Consider the following 14,202-nt stretch of genomic DNA (forward strand, 5'->3'; position numbering starts at 1 on the left):
AGGCTCTGGTGTAAAATTTAGGGGTCATCTAATACAGCCCTATTTTTAATTATATTAAACTTAAAATTCATCTCTTATTACTTTCATATGCTTAATAAAAAAATCATGATATTTCATATTTCCAAAATTAATTATGACTATATTTTGTCTAGCTCGGGTTATACCAGTATATATCAACTCATCATTCGACTTATCATCAATGAAAAGAAATACAGTGTGAGCTTCCCATCCTTTAAAACTATGAACTGTAGATAATTTCATCGTTCCAGAATTCAGCCAAAAGGCAACTTTTTTAGCTCGTCTTATTTTATCTATATTTTCTTTGTTTAATTTATTTATTTTTTCTAACCCTTTATACTCTTCTATTGTTTCAAAAGTTATCATTGTATCTTCTTTGTATAATTCTCTAATGCTATACTCAACATCTCTTAAAAGAGAGATTTTATCGGATAGAATTGCAATATCATTAGAATGAATATTATAACCATTTAACATATCAAAAATAAAGCCAATTATTTTCTCGGATTCAAAGTTTATTTTGTAATAATCCATTATTGGAGAACCAAAATCCAATTCTTGCTGTATGACAACATTATCTAAAACATATTTATTACTTAAGAACTTCTTTTGAAATCCAACAGCTAAATCAGCTATTTTATTGTTAAATCTAAATGATTTATTTAATGACTTATTCCATTTTCCTGATATCCCTGTTATTTTTATTTCCTTGTTCTCATCTAATTCTCTGTCATAGATGTTTTGCTTTTCATCACCAAAAACAACTATCTCAGTATTTGAATGTGAAAAATAATTGACCACTAAATTAAGCCAAGATTGTTTATAATCCTGAATCTCATCAATTAGAATTACATTATATCTTTTTATAGAATTACTTTTAGATTTAAAAAAATCCTCATTATCATAATCTTCATATCCTTCAATTTCCAAGTCATACATACTGGCGTGTTCTTTAAAAAAGTATGGTAATTAGTAATATAAAAATTTTTCCATGCAAAATTCTCTCTAACATTGCTTATTTGGTCATGTATATAATTAACCAAAGATAAGTTAAATGTCAGTATAAGCACTTTATCATTTGTTCTTAAATGAGCATTAACAGCTCTTCTGGCTAAAACTAGAGTTTTCCCACTTCCAGCACATCCTTTTATTTTCTGTCTTTTTTTCACTTCGCTAATAGTAAGTACTTTTTGTTCATTGCTATAATGTATTTCTTTTCCTATTTCAGATTGATGAAAAGAAGGTTTTAAATACCTTTTTATGCTAAAATATAGCTCATCATTAAAAAGCCTACTTCTTTTACTAAGATAGAGTTCATTTAGTAATGAATGCCAAAACGGGACATTCATATTATTGCGTCCTATTAACTTAATATAATTCTCATTGCTTATAAACTTTGAAATATACTCTCTGTTTTCATTATGAAAATATACAGCTGTTCTAATTACACCATATACATCCCTATTTATCATATTTTCATATAAAAACCTATAACTTAAATTATAAATTTTATCTTTATAGCCTTCAACTTGTGCCAATGGAGATTGAATGTACGCATCATTCTTTAATAATCGCCAATCACCCTCACCATCAATATAATAATTTGAAAGGCTCCAATCTTTTACTTCAATTATTAAAATCCCCCCTCCTCTTCTCATTAAAATAACATCAGGATTTTTACCATTTAAATATGGTTGATAGTATATTTCATACTCATCATTTAAATTAGTAACTAAAAAATTAATTAGATACTGTTCACCTGGCGTAGGGGATACTTTTTGCTTATCAATAATTGATTGTTCAGGAATGAGAATTGCCATATACGGCTCCTATATAACTACATTCTAACTAATATTCTTTTCAAAATTTGAATTTTATTTCATCGCCACACTCAACCACTTTAACATAGTCGCTTCACTCCATCCCTTACGTTCCGCATAATCCCTCGCCTGATCTTCATCAATTCTCCCCAGTGTGAAATAGTTACTCTCAGGGTGGGTGAAATACCAACCACAAACCGAAGCTGCCGGCCACATTGCGTAGCTTTCAGTGAGTTTCATACCGATGCGTTGTTCTACTTCGAGCAAGTCCCAAATCAGTTGTTTTTCGGTATGTTCGGGGCAGCTTGGGTATCCGGGGGCGGGGCGGATACCTATGTAGTCTTCTCGGATCAAGCGGTCGTTTTCTAAATTTTCTTGCGAATAGCCCCAAACTTTTGTTCGTAATTCAAAATGTAGGTATTCCGCCATTGCTTCAGCGAGGCGGTCGCCGACGGCTTGGAGTAGAATGGCGTTGTAGTCGTCGCCTGCGGCTTTGTAGCCGTCCACTAAATCGTGTTCTTCAATGCCGGCACAGACGGCAAACATTCCAAACCAGTCTTGGCGACCGCTTTCTTTCGTTGCGATAAAGTCGCTTAAACATAGGTTATACGGGCTTTTGCTGTTTTTGCCCCGTTCAGCTTGTTGACGGAGATGGTAGGCTTTGCCCGCCACTAAAGTGCGGTCGGAATTGGCGTAGATTTCAATATCATCGCCCACGCTGTTTGCCGGAAAAATGCCTAAAATCCCGCTTGGGTTGAGTTTGTGATTTTGTTCCAATTCGTCTAACACTCGCTGGGCGTCATTATAGACTTTGCGGGCTTCTTCGCCGCCTTCCGGATAATCAAAAGCATCAGGGTAGCCGCCCATTAAGCCCCAAAGTCTGAAGAACGGCGACCAGTCAATAAATTGACGTAAAGTGGCAATCGGGACGTTTTTATATTCCACGATCCCTGTTTGTTTTGGCACTGGCACTTGATAATCCGCCCATTCGCCGCTGAAAGCGTCAAAGCGGTTAGCTCGGGCTTCCTCAATCGGCAACTGCTTGCGGGGAGCTTTTTTGTTGGCGAAAGCCTGTTGAATTTGCTCGTATTCTTTCTTCATTCTTGCCCACAATTCCGCCTTGCTATCGGGGTTCATTAACGCTGCACAGACGGTAACGGCACGGGAGGCGTTGGTGGTATAAATCACCTCATAGTTATATTTCGGATAGAGTTTGATCGCCGTGTGTTCTTTGGACGTAGTCGCCCCGCCGATAATCACCGGAATACTGAGTTTCAAGCGGTTCATTTCGCCTAAAAAATACTCCATTTCGTCTAAAGACGGGGTAATCAAGCCGCTCAAGCCGATAATATCCGCTTTTTCGTCAATCGCCGTTTGAATGATTTTCTCCGCCGGCACCATTACACCTAAGTCGATCACTTCAAAATTATTACATTGCAACACTACGCTAACGATATTTTTGCCGATGTCGTGCACGTCGCCTTTCACGGTGGCAATCACTACCTTGCCGTTGCTTGAGCCTTTCTGCTTGGTAGCGTTGATAAAGGGTTCTAAATAAGCAACGGATTGCTTCATTACCCGTGCGGATTTCACCACTTGCGGCAAGAACATTTTACCATCGCCGAACAAATCACCCACCACGTCCATTCCCGCCATTAACGGTCCTTCAATAACCTCCAACGGCGAACTAAATTGCTGACGGGCTTCTTCCGTGTCTTCAATAATATGCGTGGTAATGCCTTTGACTAGGGCGTGTCTCAAGCGTTCTTCTACGCTCCACGTTCGCCATTCAGCAATGGTGTTATCCTCTGTGCTAGCGGTGGAATTTCGGTATTTTTCTGCCAGATCGAGCAAACGCTCGGTGGCATCAGAGTGGCGATTGAGTACCGCATCTTCCACGATTTCACGCAGTTCGGGATCAAGATCGTCATAAATGGCAAGCTGTCCGGCGTTCACAATCCCCATATCCATCCCCTGTTTAATGGCGTGATACAAGAACACGGCGTGTATGGCTTCACGCATCACATTGTTGCCCCGGAAAGAGAAGGACACATTCGACACACCGCCCGAAATCTTGGCGTGGGGTAGAGTTTGTTTAATTCGTCCTGTGGCATTGATAAAATCCACGCCATAGTTATTGTGTTCTTCAATGCCCGTGCCAATGGCAAAAATATTCGGGTCGAAAATAATATCTTCCGGCGGAAAGCCCACCTGATCCACCAAAATGCGATACGCTCGGGTACAGATTTCCACCTTGCGATCTTCTGTGTCCGCTTGCCCTACTTCGTCAAACGCCATCACGACCACTGCCGCACCATAACGGCGAACCAGTTTCGCCTGTTGGATAAATTTTTCCTCGCCCTCTTTTAAGGAAATAGAATTGACAATCCCTTTGCCTTGAATGGCTTGCAGCCCTGCCTCAATCACTTCCCATTTTGAGGAATCGATCATCACCGGCACTTTCGCTGCATCGGGTTCGGTCGCCATAATATTGAGGAAACGAGTCATACATTGTTGTGAATCGAGCAATGCCTCGTCCATATTCACATCAATTACCTGTGCCCCATTTTCTACTTGGTCAATGGCGATTTCCATTGCTTCGGCGTATTTTTCTTCTTTAATTAGCCGCTTGAATTTTGCCGAACCCGTTACGTTATTGCGTTCGCCCACGTTCACAAACAGGCTATTATCATCAATATTGAGCGGCTCAAGCCCCGATAATCGCATTGCAGTTTTAATTTGCGGTAATTTGCGTGGCGTAACGTTTTCAACGGCTTCCGCAAAGGCTTGGATATGTTCTGGGGTGGTACCGCAACAACCGCCAATAATATTGACAAAACCGCTTTCCGCCCACTCTTTTAAATGTGCCGCCATATCGACCTCACTTAAATCATAGCCACCAAAGGCATTCGGCAAACCGGCATTTGGATGAACGGACACATAGGTTTCGCAGATTTTCGACATCACTTCCACATAAGGTCGCAACTCTTTCGGTCCTAATGCACAGTTCAAACCAAAACTGAGCGGCTTAGCGTGGCGGAGAGAATTGTAGAATGCCTCGGTGGTTTGTCCCGACAGCGTTCGCCCTGAAGCATCGGTAATAGTGCCGGAAATCATAATCGGCAACCGCACGCCCAATTCCTCAAACACTTGATCAATAGCGAAAGCGGCAGCTTTAGCGTTCAGGGTGTCGAAAATAGTTTCGATCATCAAAATATCCGCTCCGCCTTCAATCAAACCACGGGCGGCTTCAGCATAGGCTTCCACCAGTTGCATAAAGGTAATATTACGAAAACCGGGATCATTCACATCGGGGGAAATCGAGGCGGTACGGTTAGTTGGACCTAAAATCCCCGCCACAAAGCGAGGTTTTTCAGGCGTGCTATATTTATCCGCCGCCAACCGTGCCAATTTTGCACCTGCAAAATTTAGTTCATAAGCGACCGCTTGCAAATCATAATCTGCTTGGGCGATAGTGGTGGCACTAAAGGTATTGGTTTCAATGATGTCCGCCCCCGCCGCCAAATATTTTTCGTGAATGGCGGAAATCAACAGGGGTTGGGTAAGGCTTAACAGATCATTATTGCCCCGCAAATCCACCGCACTTTGTTTAAACCGCTCGCCACGGAAATCCGCTTCGGTCAGTTTATATTGCTGAATCATTGTCCCCATTGCCCCGTCTAAAATTAAGATGCGTTGGGTAAGAGCGGTTTCTAAAAGGGTGGTGCGTGCTGGCGTAGCCACTGCGATTTGAGACATAAAAATTCCTGCTTAATGAAGAGTCGAAAAATAAGCAAGAGTTTACCTTGCTTAAAGGATTTGGGCAAATAACTCAGGATAAAGATAGAGGGAAAAAGAGCGGTCAAAAAACGAGCGTTTTTCCAGTATTATGTAGCAGTCACACAATGTGAAAAGTAGGGTGGGCAACAAGTTGCCCACCATTGAAATTATCTCTTTGAATCGGTGGGCAAAAAATTTGCCCACCCTACGCAATCGTTGTTTAACAATATTTGTGCATTTGCTACATAATACCAGCGTTTTTCGGTATTTTTGACCGCACTTTTTAGAGAAAAAAATAATTTATGGGCAGGGTTTGTTTACCATAATTTCAATCACTTGACGATCGATATGTTGCATACTTTTGGAGGCGATGGCGCATAGATTATCAATGGTGCGATCGAGATCGTGTTCAACAATGCCTTCATTACCTGTTACACAGGTTTCGTCCATTGCCATCAGGACGGATTTATAACCGGAAGCGACACTGGTGGAAACTTTCATTGCGCAACTATTTGCCGCGCCATCACAGATGATACCGCTGATGTCGCCAATCATACTGCAAATGCCCATACCGGCGGTTTCAAATTTACCCGTTAGCAAATAAGCAATGCCTGCACAACTCCCCATAGAAGCGGTGGTTACGGCACAAAGTGCGGATAATTTTGGCAATTTACTGTGAATATAAATCGCCATTAAATGGGATAAAAATAAAGCACGAAGGCGTTTTTCTTCATCAACCTTTAAATAATCCGATACCACCACAACCGGCATTGTTGCGGCAATTCCTTGGTTACCCGAACCGGAATTACTCATTGCGGGTAGGGTAGCACCGCCCATTCTGGCATCTGAGGCGGCGGTGGTTTCGATCATAATTTTGCTGAGTAAATCATCGGAAATTAAGCCGCTGCCGACTTGTTTACGCAAGGTTCTGCCGATGTGTAAGCCATAATTTTCACGTAAACCTTCGTTAGAAAGGGCGCGGTTGAGTTTATCCGCTTGTCCGATAAAGCGAATTTTATCTAATGCCACTTGGCAGGAAAAATCAAAAATTTCTCGTGCGTTAATCCGCTTGAAAATATCATAGGGATCGCAATCGGTACGTTCATCTGCCGTTTTCTCAAATAGCACTTCGCCATTTTTTTCAATAAAAATAATGTTGGTGTGTTGATCTTGAATGACGACTTTTACCCGCTCACTATCCGCAAACAATACCGCTTCGGAATATAAAATATGGTCGGTCGGGTGAATATCTACTGAAACGCATTTTTGCTCCAGCATTGCTTTCGCATTTGAGACTTGCTGCGGTGTAATATGTTTTAATACTTGCAAGCCACCATCGGGATCGCCACCCAACGCCCCAACCGCCGCAGCGATCGGCAAGCCGACCATACCCGTTCCCGGCACGGCGACACCTAAACCGTTTTTCATTAAGTTGGGTGATACTTTCGCTTCAATTTTTGTCGGTGTTTTACCTAAATATTTAGCTGCCGTAGCAGAAGCCAATGCAAGGGAGATAGGTTCTGTACAACCCAATGCCGGCACAACATCACGCTCGACAATGTGGAGTAACGGTGCTTCGATTTCTTTTAGTCTTTCTTGGTTCATCATCATTTTTTTGAGTTTTGTTTAACCGATTAATGGGCTTCATCCCAATTTTTGCCTACGCCGACTTCCACAATTAATGGAACCACAAGATTGGCGGCCGTTTCCATATATTGTTTAATTAGCGGGCGATAAAACTCGACTTTTTCCGACCGCACTTCAAACACCAGTTCATCATGCACTTGCATAATCATTTCGATATCGGGATCATTGCGTATAAATTCGTCTAATTTAATCATCGCCCGTTTGATAATATCCGCAGCGGTTCCCTGCATTGGCGCATTGATTGCCACGCGTTCCGCACCTTTACGGCGCATACTGTTATTGGAATTAATCTCCGGTAAGTACAAACGGCGACCGAATAAGGTTTCCACATATCCCTGTGCTTTGGCTTTTTCGCGGATGTCATTCATAAAGTGTTGCACGCCCGGGTAGCGTTGGAAGTATAAATCCATATATTTTTGTGCATCAGCTCGCGGAATACCAAGTTGGCGAGAAAGTCCGAATGCGGACATTCCGTAAATCAAACCGAAGTTAATGGCTTTTGCATTGCGACGTTGTTCACTTGTTACTTCGTCTTGCGGTACACCAAAAATTTCTGCGGCGGTCGCGCGGTGAATGTCTTTGCCTTGAGCAAATGCTTGAATCAACCCTTGGTCGTTCGACAAATGCGCCATAATGCGCAATTCGATTTGGGAGTAGTCCGCCGCCATAACGGAATATCCTTCACGCGCGATAAAGGCTTGGCGAATGCGGCGACCTTCTTCATTACGAATCGGAATATTCTGCAAGTTAGGATCACTGGAAGACAATCGCCCCGTTGCGGTTACCGCCTGATGATACGAAGTATGCACACGCCCGGTTTGCGCATTTACCATTTGCGGAAGTTTATCGGTGTAGGTGGATTTTAACTTACTCAAGCCTCGATGTTCTACCAGCACTTTGGGTAATTCGTGGCTGTAAGCGAGCTCTTCTAATACGTCTTCATTGGTTGAGGGCGCACCTTTAGGAGTTTTTTGCAATACCGGTAAGCCGAGTTTATCAAACAAAATTTCTTGTAACTGTTTGGGAGAGGCAAGATTGAATTTTTGTCCTGCCAGTTCGTAAGCTTGTCCTTCAAGTGCGGTCAATCTGGCTGCAATTTCGTTGGATTGCATAAAAAGCGCATCGCTATCAATTAATACGCCGGTGCGTTCCATACGGGAAAGCACGCTTAATAATGGCAATTCCATTTCTTCAAAGAGCGTTACAAGGCTTGGTTCTTCTTGTAATTTTGTCCATAAAATCTGTTGTAATTTCATCGTAACATCCGCATCTTCTGCGGCATATTCGGCGGCTTGCTCCAATGGAATTTGATTAAACGTGAGCTGATTTTTCCCTTTTCCTGCGATGTCTTCAAAATGAATGGTTTGATGTCCCAGATAGCGTTTAGAAAGGTCATCCATATTGTGGCGACCTGTGCTATTTAGCACGTAAGATTCAAGCATCGTATCAAATGCTACGCCTTGCACGTTAATGCCGTTGCGCGCCAAAATAGTGAGATCGTATTTGATATTTTGCCCCGTCTTTTTAATCTCGGCATTTTCCAATATCGGTTTGAGGGCTGAAAGTGCGGTCGTTTTTTCTAACGTTTTCGGTGCGCCGAGATAATCTAATCGCAGCGGTAAATAAGCGGCTTCGCCATTTTCTAACGCAAAAGAAAGTCCGACTAAGTTTGCCGACATATAATCCAGACTGTCGGTTTCCGTATCCAGCGCAAAAAGGCGGGTTTGCGAAAGTTTTTCAACCCAGTGGTGAAGATCCGCTTCGGTGAGGAGGGTTTCATATCGGCTGCGATCAATTTGAATTTCAGGCGAATTTTCAACCGCACTTGTATTTGCCGGAGTCACTTGATATGTATTTATTTTTATCGGTTGTTCTGAAATTTTTGTAATGGAACCGGCGCCATTCATCACTTCGTTCAACCAACGTTTAAATTCATAGCGGGCGAAATATTCGGTGAGTTGATCATTTTGACTTTCACCGAGCAGTAATTCTTCCGGTGTAATGTTGAGTTCCACATCAGTTTTAATGGTGGCAAGGGTATAAGACAAGTCCGCCATTGTTTTTTGGGCAAACAATTTTTCGCCTAATTTTTTTGCGCCGCGGATGGGTAAATCCGCCACTTTTTCAAGACTGGCATAAATTTCCGCCATATTGCCGATACCTTGTAAAAGCCCCAATGCGGTTTTTTCACCTACACCTGCAACCCCCGGAATGTTATCGGCGCTATCGCCCATCAGTGCAAGGTAATCAATAATGAGTTCCGGTGGAATGCCGTATTTTTCGATTACCGCTTCACGATCGAGCAGGCTGTTATTCATCGTATTGATAAGCATAATGTTATCATCAACCAGCTGTGCCATATCTTTATCGCCGGTACTAATCAGCACTTTTTTGCCGGCTTGTGAGGCTTGCACGGCAAGCGTGCCGATAACATCGTCCGCTTCTACGCCTTCTACCACCAAAAGCGGAATGCCGAGTGCGCGGATAATATCGTGTAAAGGTTGTATTTGTTTACGCAGATCATCGGGCATCGGCGGACGGTGAGATTTATATTGCTCAAATATTTCATCACGAAATGTTTTCCCTTTGGCATCAAATACCACGGCAATATGGCTGGGTTGTACCTGTGAAATCAGGCTTTTGAGCATATTCAGCACACCATACATTGCACCGGTAGGTTCACCTGCCGAATTGGTTAAAGGAGGAAATGCGTGAAATGCACGATATAAATAAGAAGAACCATCCACTAATACCAGCGGATTTGCTGCGATCTGTGCCATATAAATTCCGTTTGAAACTCTGAAATGAACGCATTATAACGTATAGTGAATTAAATTTAAAAATCTCGACGATTATTGCTGCGCTTAACCACACTCGTTTGTACTGTCTTCGGCTTGCGGCTTTGTATCCGTTTTTAAATTTAATTCACTCTAAATTCTGAAAAGTGCGAATGGATAAAAGCTCGCCGATTGACCGCAAAGTATATGACGAAAAATGTTGACTATGGCATAATGCCACCCATTCAGAATGGAAGTAAAGGGAAATACAATGTCATTAAAATCGGTTGAAATTGTCGTGTTAGGGCAAGTATTACGTTTAAATGTGCCTCATGAGCAAGAGGAAGCTTTGCGTCAAGCCGCATACCATTTAGATGCCTTGGTTTCCGAAATGAAAGAAAAAACAGGATTGATTCAACTTGATCGCGTGCTTTCTATTGTGGCGTTGAATTTAAGTTTTGAATTGACCCAAGAAAAAAATAAAAATGCGCAAATTGAAGATGTGCTGAAAACACGGATTCAGCAGTTGGATCATTCGTTGGAGAGTGTTCGTTCAACAAGAGAATAATTTGTGCGCAAGATCACAAATTTTAAAAATTACTACTGGTAAAAAAACAACGTTTCGGCTAGTATAAAGCCCATAAAAGATTTCCTGGAGTGTTCGTCAGTGGGTTATGTCCCTGAGCCGATACTTAAAATCTTATAAATCGGTTTCCCGTCATTGGTGTGTAGGCTTTGCCTTTATTCTTCTCCTGAAAAATAAAGGAATTAAGAAACCTGAAGATGACCTTATCGATTTCCTTGAACCGTCGGGTTCAAGGACTACCGCCCGCAACGGCACTCTGGGTTCCCTCTTCTTTCATTTCCATGATTACTCAACAACGCAGTCAAATTCGTCGTCAAATTCGTAAAACTCGTGCAAATTTGACCGCACTTCAGCAGCAACGGGCGGAACAAACCGTTACACATCAAGCGCTTGATTTAATTCAGCGGCGTCAAGCGCACAACATTGCCCTATATCTTTCTTTTGATGGTGAAATTTCTACCCACGCCTTAATAAAAAAACTTTGGGAGCAAAATAAGAGTGTGTTTTTGCCGGTTTTACACCCTTTTGCCAAACATCATTTACTGTTTTTACGTTATTTACCGGATACTCCTTTGGTGCAAAATCAATTTGGGATTTGGGAACCAAAACTCAATGTACAATATGTGCTGCCGCTAAATGAGCTGGATATTTTATTCACACCCTTAGTGGCTTTCGATAAACAGGGCAATCGACTTGGAATGGGCGGTGGCTTTTATGATCGTACGTTGCAACATTGGCAGAAAAAATCCTTTATCCCTGTGGGATTGGCGCATAGCTGTCAGCAACTCGAATCCTTACCTGTTGAATCTTGGGATGTGCCGCTTTTTGATATTTTGGTTGGGTAAAATCTATCATCTCAATTTAATTGATAGGTAAAACTAAAAAATATTTCGTGTTTTCTCTTGAAATCCCCTCAAATGCTCTTACTTATTTTGTGCGAAAGGCGAAAGCCATTATGAATCTAGAATAAGGAATCTGGAAATAAGGACAGCGTATGAATATCGAAAAATTTACCACAAAATTTCAACAGGCCTTGAGTGAAGCACAGTCTCTTGCGCTTGGCAAAGATAATCAGTTTATTGAACCGGTGCATTTATTGACCGCACTTTTAAATCAACAAGAGGGTTCTATTGCACCTATTTTAACGGCAAGTGGCGTAAATGTTGCCTTATTGCGTAATGAATTAAGCAATGAGCTTAATAGGTTACCGCAAGTTTCCGGCAATGGAGGTGATGTACAACTTTCTCGTCAATTACTTAATTTATTAAATTTATGCGATAAACTCGCACAACAAAACCAAGATAAATTTATTTCAAGTGAATTATTTCTGCTTGCCGCATTAGAGGAGCGTGGTTCGTTAAGGGATATTTTAACGAAATGCGGTGCGAAAAAAGAGCGAGTTTCACAGGCGATTCAACATATTCGCGGAGGACAAAAGGTGAACGATCAAAATGCAGAAGAAAGCAGACAAGCCCTTGAGAAATATACGATTGATTTAACCGCACGTGCAGAAAGCGGAAAACTTGATCCGGTGATTGGGCGTGACGAAGAAATTCGCCGTGCGATTCAGGTTTTACAACGCCGTACAAAAAATAATCCGGTCTTAATCGGTGAGCCGGGAGTGGGCAAAACCGCCATTGTAGAAGGGTTGGCGCAGCGTATTGTGAACGGAGAAGTGCCGGAAGGATTGAAAAATAAACGTGTTCTTTCTTTGGATATGGGCGCATTGATTGCGGGAGCAAAATATCGCGGTGAATTTGAAGAACGTTTGAAAGCCGTATTGAACGAGCTTGCGAAAGAAGAAGGGCGTGTGATTTTATTCATTGATGAAATTCACACAATGGTCGGTGCAGGCAAAACCGATGGTGCAATGGATGCCGGTAACCTATTAAAACCGAGCTTGGCGCGTGGTGAATTACACTGTGTAGGCGCAACGACCCTTGATGAATATCGTCAATATATTGAAAAAGATGCGGCACTTGAACGCCGTTTCCAAAAAGTGTTTGTTGATGAACCAAGCGTAGAAGACACCATTGCAATTTTGCGCGGTTTGAAAGAACGTTATGAAATCCACCATCACGTAGATATTACCGACCCGGCGATTGTAGCGGCGGCAACCCTTTCCCATCGTTATATCTCGGATCGTCAATTACCGGATAAAGCAATTGACTTGATTGATGAAGCGGCATCCGGTATTCGTATGGAAATTGATTCCAAACCGGAACCGCTCGATCGCTTGGAACGCCGTATTATTCAATTAAAATTAGAGCAACAGGCACTCAAAAAAGAAGAAGATGAGGCAAGCCGTAAACGTTTGGAAATGTTAGAAAAAGAACTTTCTGACAAAGAACGTGAGTACGCAGAATTAGAAGAAGTATGGAAATCCGAAAAAGCCGCACTTTCCGGTTCGCAACACATTAAACAGGAGTTGGATGCGGCAAAAACCGAAATGGAGCAGGCACGCCGCGCCGGTGATTTAAGTAAAATGTCCGAATTGCAATACGGTCGGATTCCTGAATTGGAAAAACAACTTGCTCAAGCCGAAACCGGTGAAGGTAAAGAAATGAGCTTGTTACGCTACCGTGTTACCGATGAAGAGATTGCAGAAGTGCTTTCTAAAGCTACGGGTATTCCGGTCTCCAAAATGATGGAAGGTGAGAAAGAAAAACTCTTACGTATGGAAGAAGAATTGCATAAACGGGTCATCGGTCAGAATGAGGCCGTGGATGCGGTGGCGAATGCGATTCGTCGTAGCCGTGCGGGGCTTTCTGATCCGAATCGCCCGATTGGTTCTTTCTTATTCTTAGGACCAACAGGCGTGGGAAAAACGGAATTATGTAAAACCTTGGCGAAATTCTTATTTGACAGCGAAGATGCGATGGTGCGTATTGATATGTCGGAGTTTATGGAAAAACACAGCGTTTCTCGCCTTGTCGGTGCGCCTCCGGGTTATGTAGGCTATGAAGAAGGCGGTTATTTAACCGAAGCGGTTCGCCGCCGTCCGTATTCCGTCATCTTGCTTGATGAAGTAGAAAAAGCGCACGCCGATGTGTTTAATATTCTATTGCAAGTGTTGGATGATGGTCGTTTGACTGATGGGCAAGGAAGAACCGTGGATTTTCGCAATACCGTTGTAATTATGACATCTAACTTAGGCTCGCATTTAATTCAAGAACATCAAAACGGAAGTTATGATGAAATGAAAGAAATGGTGATGTCGGTTGTTAGCGGACATTTCCGTCCGGAATTTATCAATCGTATTGATGAAACCGTGGTGTTTCATCCGCTTGCGAAAGAAAACATTCGGGCGATTGCAGGCATTCAATTGGAACGTTTGGCAAAACGTATGGAAACGCGTGGTTATGAAATCGTGTTCAGCGAAACTTTGATTGATTTTATCGGCGAAGTGGGATACGACCCGATTTACGGCGCACGCCCGTTAAAACGTGCGATTCAGCAAGAAATCGAAAATCCGTTGGCGCAACAAATTCTTTCAGGGAAACTACTCCCAAGCCGCATTGTGACGGTGGATTATGCCGATGGAAACGTTGTGGCGAGACAATAAGTTCTCTTA

8 protein-coding genes and 1 other RNA gene are annotated in these 14,202 nt (G+C 42.3%); 4 read left to right on the forward strand and 5 right to left on the reverse strand.

Features of this window, described 5'->3' with window-relative positions; translation table 11 throughout:
- Positions 1 to 60: 60 nt before the first annotated feature.
- From IHV77_RS11845 to polA, 5 genes are all read right to left on the reverse strand, one after another.
- Positions 61 to 957: an ATP-binding domain-containing protein gene (locus IHV77_RS11845; RefSeq protein WP_228550036.1), complete on the reverse strand. Its 897-nt coding sequence runs from the start codon at positions 955 to 957 to the stop codon at positions 61 to 63.
- Positions 882 to 1,838, reverse strand: a complete 957-nt coding sequence (locus tag IHV77_RS11850) for an NERD domain-containing protein (RefSeq protein WP_228550037.1) — start codon at positions 1,836 to 1,838, stop codon at positions 882 to 884. The genes IHV77_RS11845 and IHV77_RS11850 overlap by 76 nt, the downstream gene beginning before the upstream one ends.
- A 54-nt stretch (positions 1,839 to 1,892) precedes the next feature.
- The gene (gene metH, locus IHV77_RS04705) at positions 1,893 to 5,597 is read right to left on the reverse strand and encodes a methionine synthase (protein ID WP_194812954.1); all 3,705 of its coding nucleotides are present in this window, start codon (positions 5,595 to 5,597) and stop codon (positions 1,893 to 1,895) included.
- 321 nt (positions 5,598 to 5,918) lie between these two features.
- The gene (locus IHV77_RS04710; RefSeq protein WP_194813224.1) at positions 5,919 to 7,223 is read right to left on the reverse strand and encodes an L-cysteine desulfidase family protein; all 1,305 of its coding nucleotides are present in this window, start codon (positions 7,221 to 7,223) and stop codon (positions 5,919 to 5,921) included.
- Positions 7,224 to 7,252: 29 nt separating this feature from the next.
- Positions 7,253 to 10,045: a DNA polymerase I gene (gene polA, locus IHV77_RS04715; protein WP_194812955.1), complete on the reverse strand. Its 2,793-nt coding sequence runs from the start codon at positions 10,043 to 10,045 to the stop codon at positions 7,253 to 7,255.
- 268 nt (positions 10,046 to 10,313) lie between these two features.
- Between polA and IHV77_RS04720 the strand changes: the two genes are divergently transcribed.
- From IHV77_RS04720 to clpB, 4 genes are all read left to right on the forward strand, one after another.
- Positions 10,314 to 10,610: a cell division protein ZapA gene (locus tag IHV77_RS04720; protein WP_194812956.1), complete on the forward strand. Its 297-nt coding sequence runs from the start codon at positions 10,314 to 10,316 to the stop codon at positions 10,608 to 10,610.
- A gap of 78 nt (positions 10,611 to 10,688) precedes the next feature.
- A non-coding RNA gene (gene ssrS / locus IHV77_RS04725) (6S RNA) lies at positions 10,689 to 10,895 on the forward strand.
- A 14-nt stretch (positions 10,896 to 10,909) separates the two neighbouring features.
- Positions 10,910 to 11,473: a 5-formyltetrahydrofolate cyclo-ligase gene (locus IHV77_RS04730; RefSeq protein WP_194812957.1), complete on the forward strand. Its 564-nt coding sequence runs from the start codon at positions 10,910 to 10,912 to the stop codon at positions 11,471 to 11,473.
- 149 nt (positions 11,474 to 11,622) lie between these two features.
- On the forward strand, positions 11,623 to 14,193 hold the full coding sequence (clpB, locus tag IHV77_RS04735) for an ATP-dependent chaperone ClpB (protein WP_194812958.1): 2,571 nt from the start codon (positions 11,623 to 11,625) through the stop codon (positions 14,191 to 14,193).
- Positions 14,194 to 14,202 lie beyond the last annotated feature (9 nt).

This window comes from Rodentibacter haemolyticus, from assembly GCF_015356115.1.
Classification (GTDB): Bacteria; Pseudomonadota; Gammaproteobacteria; order Enterobacterales; family Pasteurellaceae; genus Rodentibacter; species Rodentibacter haemolyticus.

Bases quoted from the DNA above. Each gene is read 5' to 3' on its own strand.
- IHV77_RS11845 (WP_228550036.1), bottom strand. From the start codon at position 957: ATGTATGACTTGGAAATTGAAGGATATGAAGATTATGATAATGAGGAT.
- IHV77_RS11850 (WP_228550037.1), bottom strand. From the start codon at position 1,838: ATGGCAATTCTCATTCCTGAACAATCAATTATTGATAAGCAAAAAGTA.
- metH (WP_194812954.1), bottom strand. From the start codon at position 5,597: ATGTCTCAAATCGCAGTGGCTACGCCAGCACGCACCACCCTTTTAGAA.
- IHV77_RS04710 (WP_194813224.1), bottom strand. From the start codon at position 7,223: ATGAACCAAGAAAGACTAAAAGAAATCGAAGCACCGTTACTCCACATT.
- polA (WP_194812955.1), bottom strand. From the start codon at position 10,045: ATGGCACAGATCGCAGCAAATCCGCTGGTATTAGTGGATGGTTCTTCT.
- IHV77_RS04720 (WP_194812956.1), top strand. From the start codon at position 10,314: ATGTCATTAAAATCGGTTGAAATTGTCGTGTTAGGGCAAGTATTACGT.
- IHV77_RS04730 (WP_194812957.1), top strand. From the start codon at position 10,910: ATGATTACTCAACAACGCAGTCAAATTCGTCGTCAAATTCGTAAAACT.
- clpB (WP_194812958.1), top strand. From the start codon at position 11,623: ATGAATATCGAAAAATTTACCACAAAATTTCAACAGGCCTTGAGTGAA.